The organism is Pseudoalteromonas sp. NH0006-46 (assembly GCF_057547735.1).
The window spans coordinates 764,078-787,383 of sequence record NZ_BAAJML010000001.1 but is presented as its reverse complement, the minus strand read 5'-3'; the positions used below and the strand labels follow the sequence as shown (position 1 = coordinate 787,383).

Below are 23,306 nucleotides of genomic sequence, written 5' to 3'. Positions count from 1 at the left end.
GAAATTTGTCCTAAAAATGTAACTTATTGAAATTTAATAATAAGCTAATTAAGTTATAGATACACAAATGGGGGCTAAGCCCCCATTTATTAGTTTAGTGAGCTAACAATTATAAAGTACGTTGTACTTCAACTGTTTCAAATACTTCGATTTGGTCACCAACACGTACGTCATTGTAGTTCTTAACACCGATACCACATTCCATACCGTTACGCACTTCTTGAACATCGTCTTTAAAGCGACGAAGTGACTCAAGTTCACCTTCGTATATAACCACGTTATCACGTAGTACACGAATAGGCGCGCTGCGCTTAATAATACCTTCCGTCACCATACAACCGGCAATTGCGCCAATTTTTGGTGATTTGAATACGTCACGAACCTGAGCAAGACCGATAATTTCTTGCTTAAATTCTGGTGCAAGCATACCTGACATCGCTTGCTTAACTTCTTCAATTAAGGCGTAAATAACGCTGTAGTAGCGTAAATCTAAGTTTTCAGAGTCAATCACTTTACGTGCAGATGCATCAGCACGTACGTTGAAACCTACAACAATTGCGTTAGAAGCTGCAGCAAGCGTTGCGTCTGTCTCTGTGATTCCACCAACGCCAGAACCTACTATCTTCACTTTTACTTCGTCAGTAGAAAGCTTAGTTAGTGAATCAGAAATTGCTTCGATAGAGCCCTGTACGTCCGCTTTAAGTACCACGTTAACTTCTGAAACGTCACCTTCTGCCATGTTAGTAAACATGTTTTCAAGTTTCGCTTTTTGCTGACGTGCTAGTTTAACATCACGGAATTTACCTTGACGATATAATGCAACTTCACGCGCTTTACGCTCATCTTTAACTACCGTTGCTTCATCACCCGCTGCCGGAATACCAGACAGACCTAAAATCTCTACTGGGATAGATGGACCTGCAGACTTGATGTCTTTACCGTTCTCATCGCGCATTGCACGAACACGGCCATACTCAAGACCACACAATACAATGTCACCTTGGTTTAGCGTACCTGACTGAACAAGAATAGACGCTACTGGACCACGGCCTTTATCAAGACGCGATTCAATTACAACACCTGCAGCCATACCTTGGCTTGGTGCAGTAAGTTCTAATAGCTCAGATTGCATAAGTACAGCTTCAAGTAGTTCATCAATACCTAAGCCAGTTTTAGCTGAGATATGAACGTACTGCGTGTCGCCGCCCCATTCTTCTGGAATAACGTCTAGCTGTGCTAGTTCGTTTTTAACGCGATCTGGATCTGCGCCTTCTTTATCCATTTTGTTAACAGCAATGATTAAAGGAACACCCGCTGCACGAGCATGCTGTACCGCTTCTTTAGTTTGTGGCATTACACCATCATCAGCTGCAACAACTAGGATTACAATATCAGTCGCTTTAGCACCACGAGCACGCATTGATGTAAACGCGGCGTGACCCGGTGTATCTAAGAATGTGATCATGTTGCCGTTAGTTTCAACGTGGTATGCACCAATGTGCTGCGTAATACCACCGGCTTCGCCTGAAGCAACTTTAGCTGAACGAATGTAATCAAGCGTCGATGTTTTACCATGGTCAACGTGACCCATAACAGTAACTACTGGAGCACGCGGCTCAGACTTGCCATCTTCGTGGCGGTCATTTAGTACTGTTTGCTCTAATTCGTTTTCTTTAACAATGATAACTTTATGACCCATTTCTTCTGCTACTAGTTGTGCAGTTTCTTGGTCAATAACTTGGTTAATCGTAACCATGTCACCCATTTTCATCATTGTTTTTACAACTTCAGCGCCTTTAACAGCCATACGTGATGCAAGCTCAGCAACTGTAATTGTTTCGCTAATACGCACTTCATTTTTAACATCAGCCGTTGGTTTTTGGAAACCATGCTGTAATGAAGCAGGTGCTTTTAGCTTACCTTTTTTACCTTTAGACGCTGCAAACTTATCTTTTGCTGGCGCTTTTTTCTTCTTCTTCGCACGGCGTGAGCCTTGCTCTTCGCGAGCATCAGCTACATCTTCTGCTTCACGTGCGTAAGTTGAAGTCGTAAGGTGGTGATCTGCTGTTTCTTCACGCTTCTTACGCTCTTCTTCTTCTTTCTTCCAACGAGCTGAATTTTCTTCAGCTAGTTTTCTTGCTTCTTCTGCCTGACGTTTCGCTTCTTCTTCAGCTTTCTTCAATGCGGCCTCTTCTGCTTCTTTTTGCAGACGCTCAGCTTCGATGCGATCTTTCTCAGACTTAGCACTTTGCTCTGGGGTCATCTGCTTTTGTTTCGCTTTACGCTCAGCATCAGCTTTACGTTTAGCTTCTTCTTTGGCTTTACGATCAGCGTCTTCTTTCGCTTTACGTTCTGCCTCTTGTTTTGCCTTTAACTCAGCGGCTGCTTGTTCAGCTTTTTGCTGCTCTTCAAGACGCGCTTTTTCTTCAGCGGCTAAGCGTTGCTGCTCTTGCTCTTGTTCCATTGCGCTTTTCTTCACGTAGGTACGTGTTTTGCGAACTTCAACTTGAACTGCTTTCGCTTTACCTGTAGAGCCAGTCACATTTAGTGTGCTTTTGCTCTTACGTTGTAAAGTCATGCGTGCAGGGCCTTCAGAGCCCGTGCCACCATGTGACTTGCTTAAATGATCAAGTAACGTTGCTTTTTCTGCTTCAGTTACATTATCAGTTGCCTGCTTAGTGATACCCGCTTGCGAAAATTGCTGTAGCAATTTATCAACAGTTGTACCTATATCGCCGGCTAGTTTTTCAACATTTACTTCTGCCATAGTGTGTAATACCTCCGTTAATAAATTACTCGTCTGCAAACCAACAAATATTTCGTGCAGCCATTATAAGCTCACCTGCTTGTTCAGATGAAAGCTCTGTGATATCAACTAATTCGTCAATACCTTGTTCTGCCAAGTCTTCAAGTGTTACAACACCTTTGCTTGCCATTACAAATGCTAGGTGACGCTCTAACCCTTCAAGCGCAAGTAAGTCTTCAGCTGGCTCTGCGCCCTCTAAGCTTTCTTCTGTTTTAAGCGCTTTTGTTGTTAATGCATCTTTAGCACGTGAACGTAATACGTCCACTGTCTCTTCGTCAAGACCGTCGATTTCTAAAAACTCAGAGGCTGGCACATAGGCAACTTCTTCAAGCGTTGAGAAACCTTCGTTGATAAGTAGTGTTGCAAACTCATCATCGATATCTAAATTTTCAGTGAATAAGTTAAGTAACTTATCTGATTCTGCTTCATTTTTGGTACGCATCTCGTCAACTGTCATTACGTTTAGTTCCCAACCAGTTAACTGGCTTGCTAAACGAACGTTTTGACCATTACGTCCAATGGCTTGTGCTAGGTTATCGGCTTCAACTGCGATATCCATTGAGTGAGTATCTTCATCTACTACGATTGAAGCAACTTCAGCCGGCGACATTGCATTGATAACAAATTGAGCTGGGTTGTCATCGTAAAGTACAATATCAACACGCTCACCACCAAGCTCAGACGAAACAGCCTGAACACGGGCACCACGCATACCTACACATGCGCCAATTGGATCAATACGCTTGTCATTAGATTTAACCGCGATTTTAGCGCGTGAACCAGGATCACGCGCAGCAGCACGAAGCTCGATCATTTCTTCGCCAATTTCTGGCACCTCAATGCGGAATAACTCCATCAGCATTTCAGGTTTAGAACGCGTTACAAATAATTGTGCGCCGCGAGCTTCTGGCTTAACTTCATATAAAAGACCACGAATACGGTCGCCTGGGCGGAAGTTTTCGCGTGGTAACATGTCGTCACGGTAAATAACGGCTTCTGCGTTGTTGCCTAAGTCAAGTACGATTGAATCACGCGTTGCTTTTTTAACAACACCTGTTACTAACTCACCAACTTGGTCTTTATATGCGTCAACCACTAAAGCACGCTCAGCTTCACGTACTTTTTGTACGATTACTTGTTTAGCCATTTGTGTGGTGATGCGGTCAAATTTGATTGAATCAATTTGCTCTTCAACAAAATCACCAAGCTGTAAATCAGGCTCTTCAACCTGCGCAGCTTCCAAAGTTATTTCGCTGTACGGGTTTTCTAATGACCCATCTTCTAAAACTTCAGCAATCTGCCAGCGGCGGAACGTGTCGTAATCACCTGTTTTACGGTCAATTGATACACGTACTTCAATTTCACCATCGTGTTTTTTCTTTGTCGCCGTCGCTAGTGCGAACTCTAATGCTTCAAAAATCTTTTCTTTTGGAACCGCTTTCTCATTGGAAACGGCTTCAGCAACCAATAATATCTCTTTTGCCATGGGTAATGCCTCGCTTGCCCTATTCCTTCGCACTCGAATTTAAAACTTTGCGATTAAATTCGCACGTTCTATATTACTAAGCATGATCAAATGCTCTACACCATCGCTTGATAGTGTGATCATATCGCTGCTAACTGCTATTAAGTCGCCTTTAAAATTTCGACGACCGTCTTGTGGAAGCTTAGTACGCACGCGTACTTCCTCTCCTTGCGCCTGCTCGTAGTGATCTTGTTTGAATAATGGACGATCAACACCAGGAGACGACACTTCCAAATCATATTCATTTGTAATTGGGTCTTCGACATCTAATATCGCACTAATTTGGCGACTAGCGTCCGCACAGTTATCAACTGAGATCCCATCCTCATGAGCAATATATACTCTTAAGGTAGAATGGCGACCCGCTTGTACAAATTCAAGACCATGTAACTCAAAGCCTAACATTTCTACCGCAGGCGTTAACATGGTTACTAAATCTTGTTCAAGTTTTGTCACGAAAATCCTCCATACAAACAAAAAAAGGGCTTATAGCCCTAAAATACTGAGTTTAAATTTTAATTTAATGACAACCGCCATAAATTAAGAAAGGTGCAGATACAACAACGCCCCGAACCAAGCGGGGCGTCACACCAATAAAGCATAAAACTGTGTGGCCTAGGGCCGAGCTTGGTTGCGAGTCAGTAAATGACCAAATTAAACTGCATTAGCTTAAACGCAAAACGCGCATTACGTAGAATGCGCGATATAAAATAATAAGTTTACACTTATTAGTAGAATTGGTTGCGGGAGCCGGATTTGAACCGACGACCTTCGGGTTATGAGCCCGACGAGCTACCAGGCTGCTCCATCCCGCGCCAATAGATATCAAACCTTGATTTAATATCGCTGTTAGTTGTTTTAAAACAGACTAAACAATGGCCGCTATTATAGGGATGTTGGGGATGATTAGCAACCATAATAACGAATAACTTTTTAAATATTGTGCCCAAAGACGCTAAATAAAATACTCATTATACCTATTAAAGGTATAGAGCTATTCTCGTTGATGTATGATTTACAGTTTAAACAGAGCAAATACAGTAAAAACGAATCAATAACCACTCTCATTTTTATTTTTAAATGTATAAAACTCAAAAAGTTATTTCTTAATTAATACTTTTTCATCAAAAAAACGTGTGATTTTTGTTACGCAAACTATAATAATAAAAAAGAATTATAAAAATAAGTTTTTCCTTTCTGTGAGGCTATGATGAATTCACATAAATCCGTTTTGTTAAAAAGTCTTGGTATCATAAAACCAAACTTTCACGCATTTACTGCACGATTCCACAAAAAGCTCGAGCAATCTAATGTATCAATGAAGATACCGAGCGCTGAGCAATTTAACGAAAAAAGTTACATTTTATATTGTACCTTAGAGCGCATAATCAAAAATATAGATAACCCATCATCTGTTGCGCCATTTTTGAGTCATCATTTACAGTTTTTAAAAAAATTAAATATTCAGCAAAGTGATATAAAGCCCCTTACAGATATATTTTATATAACTTTAGTAGAGCACTTGGGTCGACTATTTAAGGAAGATACCCATTTAGCATGGCGTAATGTTCTGACCTATTTTGAACGCTTTACGAATGACACACTGTTTAATGTCTCTAATGTGGTTTGCTTAAGCGAACTTATGCAACAAAAGCGAAGTAATAATTAAAGTAGTTTTAGGGTCTGTTAACCTTTTAAGGATAAATTTGCAGCAGTCTGTTTGGTATTCAGAAAAGGCAGAGCTTATGCAGTGCAGTTATTCTCCATAAATTGGCGATAACGAAGCATTAATGCTAAACAGGCGCTGCCCAAGGAGGTCTTTCTAAGGACTATTCACGCTTTGTTGCCTGCATGGACGCAAGTAGGGGCGTGAGCAAGACGCGGAAGCTTTAATCGGCTTTGACTTATACTTACATGAATGAAGGCCAGTAGAATAATGCATGGGTAGTTATCGAGCCCACTAGTTACAAATATCGCGCCGCAATTAAACAGCCCCTAGTTTGAACAAGTTTCAATCCGAAAAGATCAACCTTCCCTAATTAAACCCTCTAAAGTTGATTTAATAATATAACTAGAGCGTACATTGTAAATTAAGTTGTTAAAAAACAGCGATCGGTTAGGCAAATACCTACGTATTAATTTTCATTTTTGGCTTTATTATGGCGGCTTATAAAACGCTAAGACTCATTTTAGGCGACCAACTCAACCCTTCTCATTCTTGGTTTAAAAATAAAGACGATGACGTCGTTTACCTTATTGCAGAATTAAAACAAGAAACCGACTACGTTAAACACCACATACAAAAGCTGTGTGCTTTTTTTAATGCAATGGAAAACTTTGCAACCGCGTTGAAATCAGCAGGTTTTAATGTCTTACACTTAACACTTGACGAAACACATCAGGATGAAAACCTACCTGCACTGCTGAATCGTATTGCAAAAGAATATAACTGCACTTCTATAGAATACTTATACCCGGACGAATTTAGGTTAAAAAAGCAATTGGCTGATTTTGAAAAATCAAACGCAATAAATGTGTCAGCATATGACTCTGAACATTTTTTACTGCCTTTTGGCGATATTAAAGATCGATTCAAAAAAGATAAGCACGTAACTATGGAGCACTTTTACCGTGCTATGCGTAAGCAATATGATCTGTTGATGGAAGGCGATAAACCAGCTGGCGGTAAATGGAACTACGACAGCAATAATCGCAATAAATTTTCTAAGCAAGACTTAAAATCTATCCCAGAGCCTAAATTATTTAAAAACGATGTCAGTCAAATCCTCGCTCGTTTAAAAAAGCATGATGTAGCTTATTTCGGTGAAATAAATGTAGAGAAACTCGAATGGTCGACCTCTCGTAAGCAAGCCAAAGAATCTCTTGAATACTTTTGTAAATATTTACTTGTCAATTTTGGTAAATTTCAGGATGCAATGACAGATCAAAGTAAAGACAATACCAGTCTTTACCATAGCAGGCTCTCTTTTGCCCTAAACACTAAACTTCTTCACCCCTTGTATGTAATCAAACGTGTAATATCTGAATTCAAGCAACGGCCTGACGAAATATCACTTTCACAAGTTGAAGGGTTTACCAGGCAAATACTCGGTTGGCGAGAATACGTTCGTGCTGTTTATTGGGTAAACATGCCCGACTACGCGACTAAAAATCAACTAAAAGCCAATAATAAGCTACCTAAATATTTTTGGGATGGTAATACAAAAATGAACTGTTTGAGCCACTCGTTAAAGCAGAGCTTAGACACCGCCTACGCTCATCATATTCAGCGCTTAATGATTATTGGTAACTTTTGTTTACTCAGCGGGATAAACCCTGATGATGTTGATAACTGGTACTTAGGTGTCTACATAGATGCCATTGAGTGGGTTGAAATGCCCAACACACGTGGAATGAGCCAATTTGCAGACGATGGAATTATTGCTACCAAACCTTATGCTGCAAGTGGTAATTACGTCAATAAAATGAGCGACTACTGCAAAAATTGTCAATACGACGTGAGACAAAAAATGGGGGATAAAGCTTGCCCACTGAACAGTTTATATTGGCGTTTTATGCAAACACACCGCGAAAAACTAGAGAAAAACCCACGCATAGGCATGGTTTATAGAAATTGGGATAAGCAAGACGATGAATTACGCGAAGAGACACTTAATCAAGCTACACACTACATAAATAACATTGAGTCTTTATGACACAAAAAAGCCGCCTCAAAAGAGGCGGCCAAATAATCAGGGGAAAATAATGTTGTTAATAACGAGGTTAGCTGTCTTCTAGTAGTCGACCTTGGCCAATCTCAATTTTACGCGGCTTTAAAGCTTCTGGTATCTCGCGCTTTAGCTCTATTGTTAGCAAGCCGTTTGCTAAGTCGGCGCCAAGTACTTTAACATGGTCTCCTAGCTGAAACTTTCTCTCAAAGTTGCGTTCTGCAATTCCTTGATGAATAAACTTACGTTCTTTGTTTTCATCTTTATTAGCTTTTATACCCGCTACTTTTAATGTGTTATTTTCTGACTCAATGCTTAGCTCGTTGTCGCTAAATCCGGCAACAGCCATAGTGATTTGGTATCTGTCTTGATCGAGTGCTTCAATATTGTAAGGAGGAAAGCTCGGCTGTTTGTCTGTATTCGCCGCAGCATCCATTAAAGACGCTAAATGATCAAATCCAATGAATGAACGATAAAGTGGTGATAAGTCTACTGTACGCATAATAATATCCTCGTATTTAAGCGATATTTTGTTTGCACTTTTCATTTGAACAAGCGCTAACAAATATAAATTAATAATATAAATTTCAATTGTTTAAGTTTAGTTTAGGACCCATCAGGCGTCCTACTAAACTATATATGGACGGTAAAAATATTTTCAAGTAAATAAATTAAAATATTTAAAAAAATTCCTCATTTTATAAACTAGTGAAATTAGTAACCCATTTTGAGGCATTAAAAAGTCAAATGCTTTTAATTCCTCAAAATGGTTGTTCAATATTGTAGATTAGCGCTAAGTATTCATCGCTAATTAGTGTGTTAATGTGCCACGAATTGGATAATCGTTTTCGCGAATAAACTCAATACCAGCCAACAAATCATTTAAATCAGGGCGTGAAAAGGGTGCATTTGATTTATCTAGTATCTGAATTTGATCATGCTCGTTAATTACAAAAATAGCAGGTTCAGCAAATGGGTGATCGGTTTCTTTTTCACTGCGTGGTTCACTAATATACAAACCTAAATCCGTCATTTGCGATAAAGATAAGCCACTGTAAAGAGGAAAGTTAACCTGTAAATCATTTAGATGCTCGGTTAATTGTGCATGGCTGTCGCCACTAACGGCTGCAATCTCTACCCCTGCATCTTTAAATTTATCTTTCATTTTAGCAAGTGCATTAAGTTGTTTAGTACATAGTGGGCAGTGCTTTCCGCGATAAATTACTATCATTTTCCAGGGTAAATCTGTCTGTCGAGCAGAAACGTCAGCAAGGTTATTCTCATTATCTTTAACATTAAGTGAAGGCATTTTCATTGCTGGTTGTAAATAATTGCTCATGATCTAGGTCTCCTTTGCCAGTTAAAAAACATACTCTATATCTGCATCTCAAATATAGAACTTAGGGTTAAATTTATAAATTCAACTGTTAAAATGTAACCAGAAAGTCATTACCGTTTTCTGCTGAACCTTTTCACTAGAAGCATATTTTGTGTAAAAGAGTAAGTTTAAAATAGATGCTTTATTGGCAACTGGGCTTGATACACATGCAAACGCTAAAGCTCTGCCTATCAAATAACAGTGGCTGCTTAGCATTTATGTTAGGGTTGGCTTTTAATTATAAATAGGTCAGACAGAATCAATGGCATTAATACGTAGCACGTTAATAAATTTAAGTTTAGCAATACTCGTGTTTTACTTAGCAAGTGCCTACCAAACGCGTAATTTACTTGAAACAAACCACACTCCTGCCCCTTATTTTAACTTGCCTGTTTTAAATGAAAGCGGCGAGCGGTTTAGCATTGCAGAGCTTCAGGGAAATACAACTATTGTGTATTTTTTTGCTCCTTGGTGCTCGGTATGCCGTTATAGCATGCCCAACTTACAAAGCACGTTAATAGACTCTGACATTAATGTAATTGGTATTGCCCTTGATTATAAAAATGAGCAGCAGGTTATTCAATTTATAGATGACCTAAACCTTAATATCCCTATACTACTGGGTAATCAATACACCCAATCAAATTATAAAGTAAGCGCTTTTCCAACTTATTACGTAATAGATTCAAATTTACAGATAACGGCACACGCAATGGGCTACTCAACCCAATTAGGAATAGCAGCAAGAACGTGGTGAATTAAGCCGTTCATAACTCGCTCAGCTTAATGTCCATTGTAATAATAGAATGGAACAATCACTTTTTTGCGCTTTATTATATTTTTTAATCATTTAAACTTAAGTCAATTAAATAAAGGAGAGCACCATGCTTACAGTAATTTTTGGCCGTGAAGGCTGCCCATTTTGTGTTCGTGCCAAAGATGTTGCAGAGCAACTTGCTAACGAGCGCGATGATTTTAAATATCGTTACATCGACATTATAAAAGAAAGTATAAGCAAAGCAGATTTAGAAAAGTCAGCCGGTAAACCTTGCCCTACTGTCCCACAAATTTTTGTTGATCAAAACCACATAGGCGGTTTTACCGAATTTGAAGCTTACGCAAAAGAAAATCTAGGCTTGTATAAGTAATCTTGTATCAAATTTGTTAACCAGTTTAATAATCCAATTATTCGACTGGTTAAATTTCAACCAACATCAAGCACATACAAATTAGTTTCAATTTATACAAGCATTTGCCTCGCTAATCCTATATAATGCGCGCCTCTTTAAATTCGTTGAGGCGTATTAATGTCAGAACCAGTCACGTTTGAATCTCTAAATCTTTCTCCTGCAATTTTGAAGGCAGTTGAAGAGTTGGGTTACAAGACACCATCTGAAATCCAAGCTCAATGTATACCGTTATTGCTAGAAAGAAAGGACGTACTGGGACTAGCACAAACGGGTACAGGTAAAACCGCAGCATTTGCACTGCCGTTACTAAACAATATTGACCCGTCTGTGAAACAGCCACAGATCCTTGTACTCACACCTACACGTGAGCTTGCGATCCAAGTTGCTGAGGCATTTGAACAATATGCAAAAGGCACCCGTGGTGTTGAAGTATTAGCACTATACGGTGGCCAAAGTTACAGCATTCAATTAAGCGCACTTCGTCGTGGCGCTCAAATCATTGTTGCTACTCCGGGTCGATTAATCGATCACATAAACCGTGGCACTATCAAGTTTGACGCTCTTCAGGCACTTGTGCTTGATGAAGCCGATGAAATGTTACGTATGGGCTTTATCGATGATGTAGAAAGCATCATGGAAAAAACACCGCGCGAAAAGCAAACATGTCTTTTCTCTGCGACTATGCCTAAGCAAATTCAAAACATCAGCAGCAAGTATATGAATAACCCTGAACAGGTTCATATCTCTGCGCGTAACTCGACAGTATCGTCTGTTGAGCAAGTGTTTTGGAATGCAAGCGTACATAAAAATAAAGCGATTGTTCGCTTTTTAGAAGCTGAGCAATACGAAGGTGCTATTGTTTTCGTACGTACACGTAATGACACAGTTCAACTTGCTGAGTTATTAGAGCGCGAAGGTTTCTCTGCTGCTCCACTTAACGGTGACATGAACCAGCAAGCACGTGAACGCACGGTTGATCGCTTAAAAAGTGGTATGCTAAATGTTGTTATTGCAACAGATGTAGCAGCACGTGGTCTTGATGTTGACCGTTTAAGCTTAGTTATCAACTACGATATTCCACAAGATTCTGAAGCCTACGTTCACCGTATTGGCCGTACAGGTCGTGCTGGTCGTACTGGTAAAGCAATTTTATTTGTTAAGCATAACGAACGTTACTTACTTAAAAATATCATTCGTCATACTAAGTCTGAAATTGCACAGGTTGAATTACCTACAGCTAAAATTGTTGAAGAAAAACGTATCGCTGCGTTACAAGCAAAATTAAGTATTGCGCTTGAAAACAAAGACATTACGTTCTTTAACGACGTTGCTACTAACATGGCTGAAAAACTTGACCTTCCTCTTGAAAGCTTAGCGGGTGCTTTACTGTGTTTAGCGCAGCAACAGTCGCCAATCAAAGTTGAAGAAGTTAAAATTCAACCACGTGAGCGTAACGAACGCAGCCCACGTAATGACCGTGGTGATCGCGGACGTCGTAACGAACGTGGTGGTGAACGCGCTGAGCGTAAACCTCGCGAGCGTAACAGCCGTGATGCAGGCCCTATGGATACCTACCGTATCGAAGTGGGTCGTGAGCATGGTGTTCAGGTTAAGAACATCGTTGGCGCAATCGCTAATGAAGCTGATATATCAAGCAAGTTTATTGGTGATATTCGTCTTCACGATCAGCATAGTACGGTTCAATTACCGCAAAACATGCCTAAAGATGTACTAGATCATTTCCAAAAAGTGTTTATTTGTAAACGCCCAATGGGTATGACAATTACACAAGATCAAGGCCCATCTGAGCCACGTGGCGAACGCCCATCTGGTGATAGAAAACGTAACGATGGCCCACGCGGTGATAAGCGTAGCGGACCTCGTAAAGAACGTCGCCCAGTTAGCTTTACCGCTAAGTAAGCAACACGTCTTTATTAAAAAAACCTTGCCACGACAGTGAGCAAGGTTTTTTTATGTCTTGAGTTTAAGTATCAGGTAAGCCCAATCGCTGCAAAAGCAAGCCACTTTTATCTTCTAAACGCAGCGACTCTAAATCTCTCAATAAATAATTCACTTAAAATAAAAAGGCCTAACCAATGAATGGTGAGGCCTTTACTTTATTATGGTGATTGTTTTTTACGGCGCTACAGCTGGATACACGTAACTTGCATCTAACCCTAATGGAATACCCAATGCCCAATAACCGAGTAGAAACAAGCTCCAACCTATTAAAAATGCAACCGAGTATGGCAGCATCATCGCTATTAGCGTACCAATGCCGGTGCTTTTAACGTATTTTTGACAGTAAACTACAACCAAAGGAAAGTAAGGCATTAGTGGTGTAATAATATTAGAGCTAGAGTCACCAACACGATAAGCCGCTTGCGTTAAATCGGGGGAAATACCCAGTTGCATTAACATAGGCACAAACACCGGACCTAGTAAGGCCCACTTGGCCGAACTAGAGCCAACAAATAAATTTACAAATGCGGTTAAAAATATAATGCCTACCACCGTTACCGAACTTGGTAGTGCCATGGCTTTTAATAACTGCGCCCCTTCGATAGCAAGTAAAGCCCCTAAATTTGATTTACTAAATGCGGCAATAAATAATGCACAGAAAAAGGCCATTACAATATAATAAGCCATACCGCCCATTGCTTTGCTCATAGCATCAATCATGTCTTTAGAGCTTTTAAATGTGCCGACTGTGAAGCCATATACAGCGCCTGGGATCCAAAATAATAAAAAGATCAACGGCACAATAGATTGCATTAAAGGTGAACGGAAATTAGTTAAGGAGCCATCGCTACTGCGCATTGCAGAATCAGCAGGAGCAGAGACATAAGCAAGTAAAGCAATACCTGCAATCATCACACTGCTTGCTATAAAAAATGCACGTTTTTCATCACTACGAGCATCTTCAAAAACAGGTAAATCTTCACTGTTTCCATCAAGCGGCGTATTTTGTAAACGAGGCTCAATAATTTTATCGGTAATATACCAACCAAGTAATACAATAAACATACTTGAAGCAGACGCAAACGCCCAGTTATTTAATGGGTTTATCGACATATCAGGGTTAATAATATGGGCAGCACTTTGCGTAAAGCTTTGCAGTAGTGGGTCTATTCCTGATGGAATAAAGTTGGCGCCAAAGCCACCACTTACACCGGCAAATGCCGCTGCAATCCCGGCTAAAGGGTGCCTTCCTGCTGCATAAAAGATTACGCCAGCTAACGGTATCACCAACACATAACCTGCATCAGTCGCTGTGTGACTTACAATAGCAACTAAAATAATAGACGGTGTTAACAGCTTTTTAGGTGTTACTTTTAACATCAGCTTAAGGCCAGTATTAATAAAACCTGAGTGCTCAGCTACACCCACACCTAACATAGCTACAAGTACCACGCCCAAAGGAGCAAAGCCTGTAAACGTTTTAACCATAGATGATAAAAACGTGGCCAGTGAGTCACTTGCTAACATGTTGTTTATTATAATGGCTTCGCCAGTTCGCGGATCGATTGCATCAAAACTTACGCCAGAGAACCACCACGACAAACCCCATATCAATAACATGGCAAATAAAAATATAATTGCAGGATCGGGTAATTTATTACCAACCCGCTCAACTACATTCAAGAAGCGCGCAACAACTCCTGAAGGTAAAGCATCTTGATTATTATTCATTGTATTTCGCTCATTAAAATTTATTTAAGTAACAATATCGCATTAATACGCAACAGTAAATTAACGTAAAAAGCTATTTTAGGAACGTTAAACAAAAAAAGCACGATTACCTATGATAATCGTGCTTTTTTTATTCATTTGGCTATTAAGCGAGCGCTTTCACTTCTTCCCATAACCGAACAACTAATGCTTTGTCTTCTTCGTTAAGTTCACCGTTACGGTAAGCTTTTACCAAGCTTTGCTCTACTGTTTCGTTTAGCTGCTCAATACTAATAGTAAGTTGCTCAACTTCAGCATAGCCTACAGCTAGATCAAAATGACCCCGTAAGTAGCCGCCTGCAAATAATTCGTCATCCGTTGCTTTGATCACTAAATCGTCATAATACTGTTGGGCCGCGTCAATATAGTTTACTAAGGTCACTTGCTTATCTCCTGATTTTGTATAGCACCCGTTTCATCTTGGTATTGGTGCCCTACTGCATACATAATATGGTCGTTAAATCCGGTGGTTACTTTCATGTAACCTGTTAATTCATCGTCTAATTCACTGTCGCCTGTGTCACAAATTAATGGGCGACCATTCAGCGCTTGTAATTTAGTTTTTGTTGCAACAACAATAATATTTTCTTTGCCAATAGCACGGATCAGAGCAGGGCTTAATTGCTGATTCCCACGACCAAAAATATGCCCTTGTCCACCGATTAAAGTGATCACAAGTTTTGTATTTTGCTCATGGGTAAGTTCTAGTAACTCAGCGGCTGTTAAATCTTGGGCTATAAGTGTTTGGTCTTTTATTAAATCAACACCTAGCAAAGTGTTCTCAAGGCCCATTTCTTCCATTATAGCTTCAACGGTTGAGCCACTACCCATAATGTAAAGTGTGTCTTCGTCCATTTCGCTCACTACGTGGGCCGCTATATCTGAAAGTACCAATTCGTCAGTTTCTTTACCGCCATTTTTAACGGCTTGCACATAACGTACTTCGCTGGGTATTTGCATCTCGCCAAAACGTTTTGCTTTTACCGTGCCTTGTCTAAAGGCATCTTCATCAATATCCATTACATCGGCATCAGCCAAAGTGACTAACTCGCCATTTACGAGCATCTCAACAACACGCCCGGCGGCTTTAGGCGTAATAGCATAGACGCCAGAATGGATTTTACAGCCTGCGGGAATTCCTAGTACTGGAGCGGTGTCTTCAATAGCATGACACACATTACGTGCGGTGCCATCGCCTCCGGCAAACAACAATAGGTCAACACCGGCATTTTTTAATAGCTTTGCAGCCTGCTCCGTGTCATCTGGTGTAGTTATCGTGTCGGTGTTGTAAACAATTTCTACGTTAAAGCCTAGAGCTTTTGCAGTGTGTTCGCCCATATCGCCATTTACAGTATAAATTGTGAGGTGTTCTTTATACGGAAGTAGTACTTCGAGTGCGGCTTTAGTGCGGCTATTTGCTTTAGGCTGTGCACCTAGTTCAATAGCTTTTGCAGCGGTTTGCGCTCCATCGCTTCCTTTCAAGGCAACGCTTCCGCCTAATCCTGCTACAGGGTTTATAATTAAACCTAATTTAAACTGCATCACAAAACTCCTGAGGATGTTGCCAATTAAACTGCTTTGCGGTCATTGGCCATGGTGTATTGTAAAAATTGGCAAGAGCAATTAATAGTGATTCTGTTCGTGGGTTAAATCCGTTTTCTATCAAGTTAATTACACGCAGGTGCACTCGCTGTTGAAAATCAAACCGGCATGTTTGCTCACCATTTAAATTATCAACCGATACATTAAAAGAAAAACCTGCAGCAGCGCTTAATAACCATTCTATGGCTTGCGGCTTAACTTCTACACTTTCAAATTCAGCCTGCTGGTGTTTATCACGGCCATCAGGGCAATACCAATATCCATAATCTTCTTGTTGTCGACGATCAATGCCCGCCACTAGCCAATGGGCTATTTCATGTAAGGCACTAGCATAAAAACCATGCGCAAACACAATTTGGTGATAAGGGGTGTTGTGTGTTGCGGGAAGGTATACGGGCTCGCAATCACCTTTGATCAGCCGTGTATTGTGGCTTTGATAAAAAGTGCCTTCAAAAATAGAAATAAGATCAGCTATTTGATACATAAAATATGGCTAAATTCGTCTCGGTTACAGCGCCCAGCGGCACATTAAAAACGAAACGAATTGTACGGGCTTTTACAGCTAAAGTAAAAGTCGCTTACTTGCTATATTTTTAAATCAACGCCGGCTTCATCAGCATCTACTATATCGGTTTCTTGTAGAGCTTGAGTTATCCAGCTCTGTAATACAGGGCATGCTAATACATGTTGGCAGTAACTATTGGCGGCTTTGGACAAGGTTATGTGATACGTTTTTAACCGCAGTACAATGGGTGCATACATAGCATCAACAATACTGAAATCACCAAACATCCACTGATTTGGGTAAATTACCTGTTGTTTACTAAAAATGTCGTCAATGCGGGCTATGTCTTTTATAGCATCATCAGAGAGTATGATTTTACGCTTTGCACGAATATTCATTGGCATTTCTCTTCTAAGCGCTATAAAGCCTGAGTGCATTTCAGCGCTTAAAGCACGTGCTGTTGCACGTTGTGTAACATATTTTGGCCATGCAGCTTGTGAGAGGTACGCATCATTAATGTATTCACAAATGGCAAGTGAATCCCAGACTTGTAAATCACCATCAATTAATGCTGGCACTTTAAGAACTGTAAAATGCTTTTTTAGCTCGCTGTAAAAGTGTGGAGTATCGAGTACAAGCTGGCTTTCATCAAACTCCAATTCAAATTTACTCATTAAATACCATGCGCGTAACGACCAGCTTGAGTAGTTTTTATTGCCAATAAATAGTTCCATGACCTATTCCTTGTTAAAACGGACTCCCCAACTGTACATTAATCAACCACGAAGTTAATACTAAAAATTACTCAATATTGTCTTTATTTAATTGCTTAGTAATATGCTTTTTTAAAATGTGTGTATTACGGGTATTCGCTTTAAAAAACGCATCAAATATATCGCCAAAAAGAGGAATTGATCCGACAAAAAAGTCTATCAGCATATTAATAATTATCCGTAATTTAATATGCCAGCTTATACCTAGCTTTTGAGCTTCAAATAATACGTAACTAGATAAAATAAGCCCTATCACATCCCCTACAACTGGCACAAAACCAATAACTGCCTCAATGCCAAACCTAAAGTTTGTAAAAGGAAAACGAATACTACTGTCAGTAAGTTGACTAAACCTTTCTAAGCGTTTTAATGCTGCATTTTGTTTAGCGTATTTACTATGTGTTTGAATTGAATCTTGCATAATTTACCTCTATAGAAAATTATATAACGGTAAAGTTGAACTGCGCCTTAAACCACTTTAACTCTTTTACATAAACAAAAAGCGCGAAAAACGCGCTTTTATATGACTAACTTCAAACGTTAAACAGAGCCGTTAATTGGCCCGTGTTCGTGGTTCACATGCGGGTTTTGACCGCGTTGACGCAATAAATGGTCCATTAGCGTAATGGCCATCATTGCCTCAGCAATGGGTATGGCACGAATGCCCACACACGGGTCGTGACGACCTTTGGTGATCATCTCTACCGGTTCGTTGCTAGTATTAATACTCTTACCTGGAATAGTAATGCTTGATGTAGGTTTAAGCGCAATAGAGGCAATAATATCTTGTCCTGTAGAAATGCCAGCTAAAACACCACCAGCATGGTTTGATGTAAAACCTTCAGGCGTTAGTTCATCACGATGCTCTGAACCTTTTTGCTCTACTACATCAAAGCCATCACCAATTTCAACGCCTTTAACGGCGTTGATGCTCATTAGTGAATGTGCAATTTCAGCATCTAATCGGTCGAACACAGGTTCGCCTAGCCCTACAGGTACGTTGCTCGCCACGACTTTCACTTTAGCGCCGACTGAGTCACCTTGTTTTTTAAGGTCTCGCATATATTCGTCAAGTGCTTCTAGCTTGCTAGCATCAGGGAAAAAGAACAAATTGTTTTCAACTTCATCCCAATCGTAACTTTCGGCTTTTATTGGCCCTAGCTGGCTCAAGCATGCTTTTACTTCAATACCATGAAATTGTTTCAAGTACTTTTTAGCAATGGCCCCTGCCGCAACGCGAATTGCTGTTTCGCGTGCAGAAGAGCGGCCTCCTCCGCGATAATCACGAAGACCATATTTGTGCCAGTAGCTGTAATCGCCATGACCTGGGCGAAACACATCTTTGATTTTGCCGTAATCTTGTGAACGTTGGTCGGTATTTTCGATTAATAAACCAATACTTGTACCGGTTGTTTTACCTTCAAAAACGCCTGCTAATATTTTTATTTGATCGCTCTCACGGCGCTGCGTTGTATAACGGCTTTGCCCTGGCTTACGGCGATCTAAGTCTATTTGTAAGTCGGCCTCTGTTAATTCAAGACCTGCTGGAGTGCCGTCAACAACGCCGCCTAAAGCAACACCGTGGCTCTCTCCAAAGGTGGACACTTTAAATAACTGCCCAATGCTATTACCTGCCATTAACTTTCCTCATTCCTAATGACGACTAATAGCCGGGCTAACATGCCCAGCTATATATTTACACTCGTTTTAGTTAATACAAATCCAAAAACAAAAGAGTGCTATTTTGCAAAATACTCATCTAACTGCTTTTTGCTAATTACAAACACACCTAAGCCACCTTGCTCAAACTCAATCCACTCAAACGGTGCATTTGGATAAAGTGCATCCATATGTACCATAGAGTTCCCCACCTCTACAAATAACAAACCGTTATCAGTTAGATGATTACTGGCTTCACTTAAAATAGTACGCGTTACGTCAAGCCCGTCGTGACCTGATGCAAGGCCTAGTTCTGGCTCATGGTGAAATTCGCGCGGCAAGTCTGCCATGTCTTCAGCGTCAACATAAGGTGGATTGGCAACAATCAAGTCGTACTTTTGACCTTCTACACCACTAAATACATCTGACTGGATAGGTAGCACGCGATCACTTAACATATAGTCGTTAATGTTGATATCAGTCACTTCAAGGGCTTCATACGAAATATCAACAGCATCTACTTGCGCTTGTTCAAATGCTTGTGCAAGTGCGATGGCTATACAACCCGACCCTGTACATAAATCTAAAATGCGATTTACCGAGCTTGGCTCCAAAAGCCAAGGCGTAAAGCGATTGCTAATAAGCTCTGCAAATGGTGAGCGGGGAATTAGTACACGTTCATCTACGTAAAACGGCATGCCTGCAAACCACGCAATGTTAGTTAGATAAGGTACTGGTGTGCAGTCGTTTATACGCTCTGCGATAAGACCCGCTAGACGATTTTTTTCTGTACTTGTTAAACGTGCATGCATTAATTCTTTTGGTGCATCAACGGGTAAGCTAAGCGCTGGCAAAAGCAGGCTTACCGCCTCGTCCCATGCGTTATCAGTACCGTGTCCAAAAAATATACTACTACTTGCAAATTGGCTTGTAGTCCAACGTAACCAGTCATGTAAAGTTGACAGTTCTGCAACAGCTTCTTCGAGTGTTGCTTCTTCTATTTGTAAATCGCTCATATATGTTTACCTGTATTAGCTTACTGACTGTTTTGAGTCTTTAAGACGATTGCATTGCCTATGTGCGCTAGGCAAATTACAATTGCCCATCATTTAAGTATTGTACCGCCTTTTGCGCTGCGTTTTTACGTTTTTTTGTTTAGGTAATAGTTATGAAAAAAGACTCTCCATCACAATCGTCCCTAAGCAATGACGACATAGACTTATTTCGTCAAACGATCACAGGCGCTAAAGTATTTAAACAAGATACTCATCGTTTTGATACAAAGCCTAAGGTGTCACAAGCAAAGCAATTTGCCCAGCAAAAAAAGCAGGCTCAATCTGAATTTTATTTCTCAGATGAATATATTCCCGATATAGACACCCATGGCACTGTCAATTACGTAAAAGAAGGGCACGACACTTATTTACCCAAACAGTTACGCCGAGGCGACTTTGCACCTGATTTAACACTTGATTTGCATGGCTTAAACAAAGAAATTGCTAAAGATGAATTAGCAGGGCTTATTCATGAATGTAAAAAGCAACATTATTACTGTGCATGCGTAGTGCACGGAATTGGTGGAGGAATACTTAAACATAAAATTCCTCAGTACCTAGTCCAGCATCCAGACGTTATTGCAATGCATCAGGCGCCACTTGAATACGGTGGTAAAGGCGCGGTACTTATTTTGATAAACTTACCACAAAGCGATGAATTTAGACGCTAACCCAACACATTACTAGGAAGTAATTACGTGCATATTGTTTCTATTATTTTTCCACTTATATTCATTGTCGCATTGGGTTATAGCTGTTGCCGACTCTCGTTTTTTGACAAACAGCACATTGCAGGCCTAAGTAAATTCACATTTTATATAAGTTTACCGGCTTTTTTGTTATTGAATATGTCGCAAATAGACTTAAAACAAAGCATTAGTCTTTCTGCGTTTTTAAGCTTTTATATTCCAGTGCTGTGTGTTTTTGGGTTAGGTATTTTAGTTGATCGGTATTATTTAAATAAAAAACATCCAAAAAACTACCAAAAGCATGGCGTATTTGGCCTTGCTGCTAGTTATTCCAATATGGTGTTGGTAGGTATCCCAATTATAATTGCGTCCTTGGGCAAAGAGATGATTGCAATTGCTTTTATGATCATCACGTTTCATAGTACTTTATTATTTGCACTGACCTATTTAATTGGGGCAAAAGGCAATAGCAGTTCGTTCTCGTGGCTACAATTTAGTAAAAGCATGGTGCTAAACCCTATTGTTTTGAGTATTGGTTGTGGCTTAATTATTAATATATCTGGGGTTGAACTATTTAAAAACTTAACGGATAGTTTGGCATTATTAGCGACCCCCGCCATTGCCTGTGCGCTATTTGTATTGGGTGCAAACTTAGCGTTTTATAAAATAGCAGCAAACTGGCAACCTGCCTTACTTGCATCTATTCTAAAAATTATAATACTCCCCGCAGGCGTATTAATAATTGGGTCGTATTTGTTTAAGCTCGACCCTCAAATACTTACCGTACTTGTTTTATTAAGTGCCTCACCTGTTGGCGTGAATGCTTATTTAATAGCAAGCCAAATTAAACAGCATGAAGCGACGCTTGCTGGAGCGGTGGTGCTATCAACTATTTTAAGTGTAGTTAGTTTATCGTTTTGGTTGGCGGTTTTACTTTAATTTATAAGCCACCAGCTACATCAATAAAAGCGCCAGTAGTAAATGAGGCAGAGTCTGAGGCTAAAAAATTGATTGCAGCAGCCACTTCTTCAGGTTGCCCACCCCTACGCAGAGGAAGATTACTTTTAAGCCGCTCTACTCGCCCCTCTTCTCCGCCATCTGTGTGCATATCAGTATAAATAAGGCCAGGCCTAACACAATTAACACGTATCCCTTTGCAACCAACCTCTTTAGCAAGACCCATAGTCAACGTATCAATCGCACCTTTTGTGGCTGCATAATCAATGTATTCATTTGGTGACCCAGTTTTAGCCGCTACCGAGGACACATTGACGATACTACTGCCGGATAACATTCGCTTAATAGCTTTTCGGCTGCATATAAATGCACTGGTAATATTTGTAGTGAGTAATTGGTTAATTCGCTCAGCGTCCATATTTAGCAGCGGCATTTGCGGTTTAAGCACACCGGCATTATTTACAAGCACGTCGAGCCGACCAAATACTTCATCTATACGTGAAAATAAAGCGCTAACATCACTCTCTTGAGACACATCGGCTTTTACTAGTTCGGCCCTTACGCCACAACGTCTTATTTTATCGGCAACCTGTTCTGCTTAAACTAAATCAGTCTTATAGTTAATACATACATCATATCCATGGCGCGCAAAATAAACAGCGGTGGCAGCACCAATCCCTCGGCTAGAACCTGTTATGAGTACCACCCGCGCTTTGTTCATACAAAATTAGTCCTTGAGTGCTGCCACAACCGAAATTTCGACCAATAGCGCATCGCGTGCCATTTTAGCTTGTACACATGCACGTGCTGGTGCGTGTCCTTGCGGAACCCACGCATCCCATACGGCATTCATTTGTGCAAAGTGCTGCATGCTTTTCAAATAAATTGTTGCGCTTAACATATGCTGTTTTGAACTACCCGCTTCGTCTAGTAACGCTTCTACTTTATAAAGCATGGTTTGCGTTTGCTCTGTTATGTCTTTTTCAGCATCAGCACATACTTGCCCACACAAATAAACAGTGCCATTGTGTTTTACTATACGGCTCATTCGGGCACCGGTTTGAAGGCGTTCAATCGTCATATTTTTCTCATTATTTATAAATCAGCAGGGGCGTTTATACTTATATATTCGCTGCGGTGAGTATCATCATTGTAATGTATGACAGCCACAGCACCCGTGTTAAATATTGGCATGTTGCCAGGACAAAGCTGATCAACCAAATAACTCACTATTGGCATGTGAGCCACAACTAACCAGCAATTACACTCTGGGTGCATTTGTATTAATGTTTCAAGGTAATCGGCAGCAACATGGGGTTTGCCTTCTGGGATGACATCGTTACACGTTTCACTGTATTTAAACGTTATAGTTTCAGCCACTCCATTTGCAGTTTGCTGAGCGCGTGTGTAAGGGCTAACTAACAGCGCGTCTGGAGAAAAGTTTTTGGCAAGCCATAGCCCCATTTTTTTTGCTTCTAAATGACCCACTTGGGTTAAATTTCTTGCCGCATCGTCAGCCTGCATAGGGGCCGCTTCGCCGTGACGCATTATTAAGATTGTTTTCATAAAAAATCAACCGATTTAAGAATATAAACAGTAGCCAGTTTGCTCACTTGTCAGCTATATTAACAACATAAAGTTATTTTTTCTAAAAATAGTTCTTTCAAGACATTCAGGTAAATCTTTTAGCATATTCTCGCTACCCTG

22 protein-coding genes, 1 tRNA gene and 1 pseudogene are annotated in these 23,306 nt (G+C 40.3%); 7 read left to right on the top strand and 17 right to left on the bottom strand.

Annotated elements, in window-relative coordinates; translation table 11 throughout:
* Positions 1-109 precede the first annotated feature (109 nt).
* The 4 genes from infB to AC27I2_RS03580 all read right to left on the bottom strand — a co-directional run bounded on the left by infB (position 110) and on the right by AC27I2_RS03580 (position 5,146).
* Positions 110-2,767 carry a translation initiation factor IF-2 gene (infB, locus tag AC27I2_RS03595; protein ID WP_058403400.1) on the bottom strand — a complete coding sequence of 886 codons (2,658 nt, stop codon included), beginning with the start codon at positions 2,765-2,767 and terminating at the stop codon, positions 110-112.
* Positions 2,768-2,792: 25 nt separating this feature from the next.
* Positions 2,793-4,292, bottom strand: coding sequence for a transcription termination factor NusA (gene nusA, locus AC27I2_RS03590; RefSeq protein ID WP_008128091.1), 1,500 nt, complete (start codon positions 4,290-4,292; stop codon positions 2,793-2,795).
* A gap of 39 nt (positions 4,293-4,331) precedes the next feature.
* Positions 4,332-4,787, bottom strand: coding sequence for a ribosome maturation factor RimP (rimP, locus tag AC27I2_RS03585; protein ID WP_006793371.1), 456 nt, complete (start codon positions 4,785-4,787; stop codon positions 4,332-4,334).
* Positions 4,788-5,069: 282 nt separating this feature from the next.
* Positions 5,070-5,146: transfer RNA gene (locus AC27I2_RS03580), tRNA-Met, on the bottom strand.
* A gap of 395 nt (positions 5,147-5,541) precedes the next feature.
* On the opposite strand from AC27I2_RS03580, the gene AC27I2_RS03575 reads away from it, so the two are divergent.
* Entirely contained in the window at positions 5,542-6,000 is a 459-nt protein-coding gene (locus tag AC27I2_RS03575; RefSeq protein ID WP_058403401.1) for a globin, read from the top strand.
* A gap of 490 nt (positions 6,001-6,490) precedes the next feature.
* Positions 6,491-8,047: a cryptochrome/photolyase family protein gene (locus AC27I2_RS03570; RefSeq protein WP_487203505.1), complete on the top strand. Its 1,557-nt coding sequence runs from the start codon at positions 6,491-6,493 to the stop codon at positions 8,045-8,047.
* A gap of 67 nt (positions 8,048-8,114) precedes the next feature.
* On the opposite strand, the gene AC27I2_RS03565 is transcribed toward AC27I2_RS03570, so the two are convergent.
* Together AC27I2_RS03565 and AC27I2_RS03560 are read right to left on the bottom strand one after the other, a co-directional pair.
* A complete protein-coding gene (locus AC27I2_RS03565) occupies positions 8,115-8,561 on the bottom strand; it encodes an Hsp20 family protein (protein ID WP_010555978.1) in 447 nt (148 codons plus the stop codon).
* 309 nt (positions 8,562-8,870) lie between these two features.
* The gene (locus tag AC27I2_RS03560) at positions 8,871-9,398 is read right to left on the bottom strand and encodes a redoxin domain-containing protein (RefSeq protein ID WP_219421715.1); all 528 of its coding nucleotides are present in this window, start codon (positions 9,396-9,398) and stop codon (positions 8,871-8,873) included.
* 301 nt (positions 9,399-9,699) lie between these two features.
* Here AC27I2_RS03560 and AC27I2_RS03555 point away from each other — a divergent pair, with 301 nt between their 5' ends.
* The 3 genes from AC27I2_RS03555 to AC27I2_RS03545 all read left to right on the top strand — a co-directional run bounded on the left by AC27I2_RS03555 (position 9,700) and on the right by AC27I2_RS03545 (position 12,547).
* Entirely contained in the window at positions 9,700-10,194 is a 495-nt protein-coding gene (locus AC27I2_RS03555) for a TlpA family protein disulfide reductase (RefSeq protein WP_487203504.1), read from the top strand.
* Between the two features lie 127 nt (positions 10,195-10,321).
* On the top strand, positions 10,322-10,585 hold the full coding sequence (locus AC27I2_RS03550; RefSeq protein ID WP_219421713.1) for a GrxA family glutaredoxin: 264 nt from the start codon (positions 10,322-10,324) through the stop codon (positions 10,583-10,585).
* Between the two features lie 159 nt (positions 10,586-10,744).
* Positions 10,745-12,547, top strand: coding sequence for a DEAD/DEAH box helicase (locus tag AC27I2_RS03545; protein WP_058403406.1), 1,803 nt, complete (start codon positions 10,745-10,747; stop codon positions 12,545-12,547).
* 216 nt (positions 12,548-12,763) lie between these two features.
* Here AC27I2_RS03545 and AC27I2_RS03540 read toward each other — a convergent pair whose 3' ends face one another.
* The 8 genes from AC27I2_RS03540 to prmB form a co-directional block, all read right to left on the bottom strand.
* On the bottom strand, positions 12,764-14,320 hold the full coding sequence (locus AC27I2_RS03540) for an AbgT family transporter (protein WP_058403407.1): 1,557 nt from the start codon (positions 14,318-14,320) through the stop codon (positions 12,764-12,766).
* 145 nt (positions 14,321-14,465) lie between these two features.
* Positions 14,466-14,741, bottom strand: a complete 276-nt coding sequence (locus AC27I2_RS03535) for a YfcL family protein (protein ID WP_006793362.1) — start codon at positions 14,739-14,741, stop codon at positions 14,466-14,468.
* Entirely contained in the window at positions 14,738-15,901 is a 1,164-nt protein-coding gene (locus AC27I2_RS03530; RefSeq protein ID WP_487203503.1) for an ATP-NAD kinase family protein, read from the bottom strand. Before AC27I2_RS03530 ends, AC27I2_RS03535 begins: the two co-directional genes overlap by 4 nt.
* Positions 15,891-16,445 carry an elongation factor P hydroxylase gene (locus AC27I2_RS03525; protein WP_487203502.1) on the bottom strand — a complete coding sequence of 185 codons (555 nt, stop codon included), beginning with the start codon at positions 16,443-16,445 and terminating at the stop codon, positions 15,891-15,893. Before AC27I2_RS03525 ends, AC27I2_RS03530 begins: the two co-directional genes overlap by 11 nt.
* 101 nt (positions 16,446-16,546) lie before the next feature.
* On the bottom strand, positions 16,547-17,200 hold the full coding sequence (locus AC27I2_RS03520; protein WP_487203501.1) for a glutathione S-transferase family protein: 654 nt from the start codon (positions 17,198-17,200) through the stop codon (positions 16,547-16,549).
* A 67-nt stretch (positions 17,201-17,267) separates the two neighbouring features.
* Positions 17,268-17,660, bottom strand: coding sequence for a DUF4112 domain-containing protein (locus AC27I2_RS03515; protein WP_058403411.1), 393 nt, complete (start codon positions 17,658-17,660; stop codon positions 17,268-17,270).
* A gap of 119 nt (positions 17,661-17,779) precedes the next feature.
* Positions 17,780-18,877, bottom strand: a complete 1,098-nt coding sequence (gene aroC / locus AC27I2_RS03510) for a chorismate synthase (RefSeq protein WP_058403412.1) — start codon at positions 18,875-18,877, stop codon at positions 17,780-17,782.
* 101 nt (positions 18,878-18,978) lie between these two features.
* Positions 18,979-19,914, bottom strand: coding sequence for a 50S ribosomal protein L3 N(5)-glutamine methyltransferase (prmB, locus tag AC27I2_RS03505; RefSeq protein WP_058403413.1), 936 nt, complete (start codon positions 19,912-19,914; stop codon positions 18,979-18,981).
* Positions 19,915-20,066: 152 nt separating this feature from the next.
* Between prmB and smrB the strand changes: the two genes are divergently transcribed.
* Together smrB and AC27I2_RS03495 are read left to right on the top strand one after the other, a co-directional pair.
* A complete protein-coding gene (smrB, locus tag AC27I2_RS03500) occupies positions 20,067-20,624 on the top strand; it encodes an endonuclease SmrB (RefSeq protein WP_058403414.1) in 558 nt (185 codons plus the stop codon).
* Between the two features lie 27 nt (positions 20,625-20,651).
* Complete coding sequence (locus AC27I2_RS03495; RefSeq protein ID WP_487203500.1) at positions 20,652-21,581, top strand: AEC family transporter; 930 nt, start codon at positions 20,652-20,654, stop codon at positions 21,579-21,581.
* 1 nt (position 21,582) lies between these two features.
* On the opposite strand, the pseudogene AC27I2_RS03490 reads toward AC27I2_RS03495, so the two are convergent.
* From AC27I2_RS03490 to sixA, 3 genes and pseudogenes are all read right to left on the bottom strand, one after another.
* A pseudogene (locus AC27I2_RS03490) lies at positions 21,583-22,320 on the bottom strand (SDR family oxidoreductase).
* Between the two features lie 6 nt (positions 22,321-22,326).
* Positions 22,327-22,680, bottom strand: coding sequence for a RidA family protein (locus AC27I2_RS03485; RefSeq protein ID WP_058403417.1), 354 nt, complete (start codon positions 22,678-22,680; stop codon positions 22,327-22,329).
* A gap of 14 nt (positions 22,681-22,694) precedes the next feature.
* A complete protein-coding gene (gene sixA, locus AC27I2_RS03480) occupies positions 22,695-23,165 on the bottom strand; it encodes a phosphohistidine phosphatase SixA (protein ID WP_058403418.1) in 471 nt (156 codons plus the stop codon).
* Between the last annotated feature and the right edge of the window lie 141 nt (positions 23,166-23,306).

What these genes read in the sequence shown, in the direction of transcription:
- infB (WP_058403400.1), bottom strand. Translation starts at nt 2,767, where the DNA reads ATGGCAGAAGTAAATGTTGAAAAACTAGCCGGCGATATAGGTACAACT.
- nusA (WP_008128091.1), bottom strand. Translation starts at nt 4,292, where the DNA reads ATGGCAAAAGAGATATTATTGGTTGCTGAAGCCGTTTCCAATGAGAAA.
- AC27I2_RS03575 (WP_058403401.1), top strand. Translation starts at nt 5,542, where the DNA reads ATGAATTCACATAAATCCGTTTTGTTAAAAAGTCTTGGTATCATAAAA.
- AC27I2_RS03570 (WP_487203505.1), top strand. Translation starts at nt 6,491, where the DNA reads ATGGCGGCTTATAAAACGCTAAGACTCATTTTAGGCGACCAACTCAAC.
- AC27I2_RS03565 (WP_010555978.1), bottom strand. Translation starts at nt 8,561, where the DNA reads ATGCGTACAGTAGACTTATCACCACTTTATCGTTCATTCATTGGATTT.
- AC27I2_RS03560 (WP_219421715.1), bottom strand. Translation starts at nt 9,398, where the DNA reads ATGAGCAATTATTTACAACCAGCAATGAAAATGCCTTCACTTAATGTT.
- AC27I2_RS03555 (WP_487203504.1), top strand. Translation starts at nt 9,700, where the DNA reads ATGGCATTAATACGTAGCACGTTAATAAATTTAAGTTTAGCAATACTC.
- AC27I2_RS03550 (WP_219421713.1), top strand. Translation starts at nt 10,322, where the DNA reads ATGCTTACAGTAATTTTTGGCCGTGAAGGCTGCCCATTTTGTGTTCGT.
- AC27I2_RS03545 (WP_058403406.1), top strand. Translation starts at nt 10,745, where the DNA reads ATGTCAGAACCAGTCACGTTTGAATCTCTAAATCTTTCTCCTGCAATT.
- AC27I2_RS03540 (WP_058403407.1), bottom strand. Translation starts at nt 14,320, where the DNA reads ATGAATAATAATCAAGATGCTTTACCTTCAGGAGTTGTTGCGCGCTTC.
- AC27I2_RS03530 (WP_487203503.1), bottom strand. Translation starts at nt 15,901, where the DNA reads ATGCAGTTTAAATTAGGTTTAATTATAAACCCTGTAGCAGGATTAGGC.
- AC27I2_RS03525 (WP_487203502.1), bottom strand. Translation starts at nt 16,445, where the DNA reads ATGTATCAAATAGCTGATCTTATTTCTATTTTTGAAGGCACTTTTTAT.
- AC27I2_RS03520 (WP_487203501.1), bottom strand. Translation starts at nt 17,200, where the DNA reads ATGGAACTATTTATTGGCAATAAAAACTACTCAAGCTGGTCGTTACGC.
- AC27I2_RS03515 (WP_058403411.1), bottom strand. Translation starts at nt 17,660, where the DNA reads ATGCAAGATTCAATTCAAACACATAGTAAATACGCTAAACAAAATGCA.
- aroC (WP_058403412.1), bottom strand. Translation starts at nt 18,877, where the DNA reads ATGGCAGGTAATAGCATTGGGCAGTTATTTAAAGTGTCCACCTTTGGA.
- prmB (WP_058403413.1), bottom strand. Translation starts at nt 19,914, where the DNA reads ATGAGCGATTTACAAATAGAAGAAGCAACACTCGAAGAAGCTGTTGCA.
- smrB (WP_058403414.1), top strand. Translation starts at nt 20,067, where the DNA reads ATGAAAAAAGACTCTCCATCACAATCGTCCCTAAGCAATGACGACATA.
- AC27I2_RS03485 (WP_058403417.1), bottom strand. Translation starts at nt 22,680, where the DNA reads ATGACGATTGAACGCCTTCAAACCGGTGCCCGAATGAGCCGTATAGTA.
- sixA (WP_058403418.1), bottom strand. Translation starts at nt 23,165, where the DNA reads ATGAAAACAATCTTAATAATGCGTCACGGCGAAGCGGCCCCTATGCAG.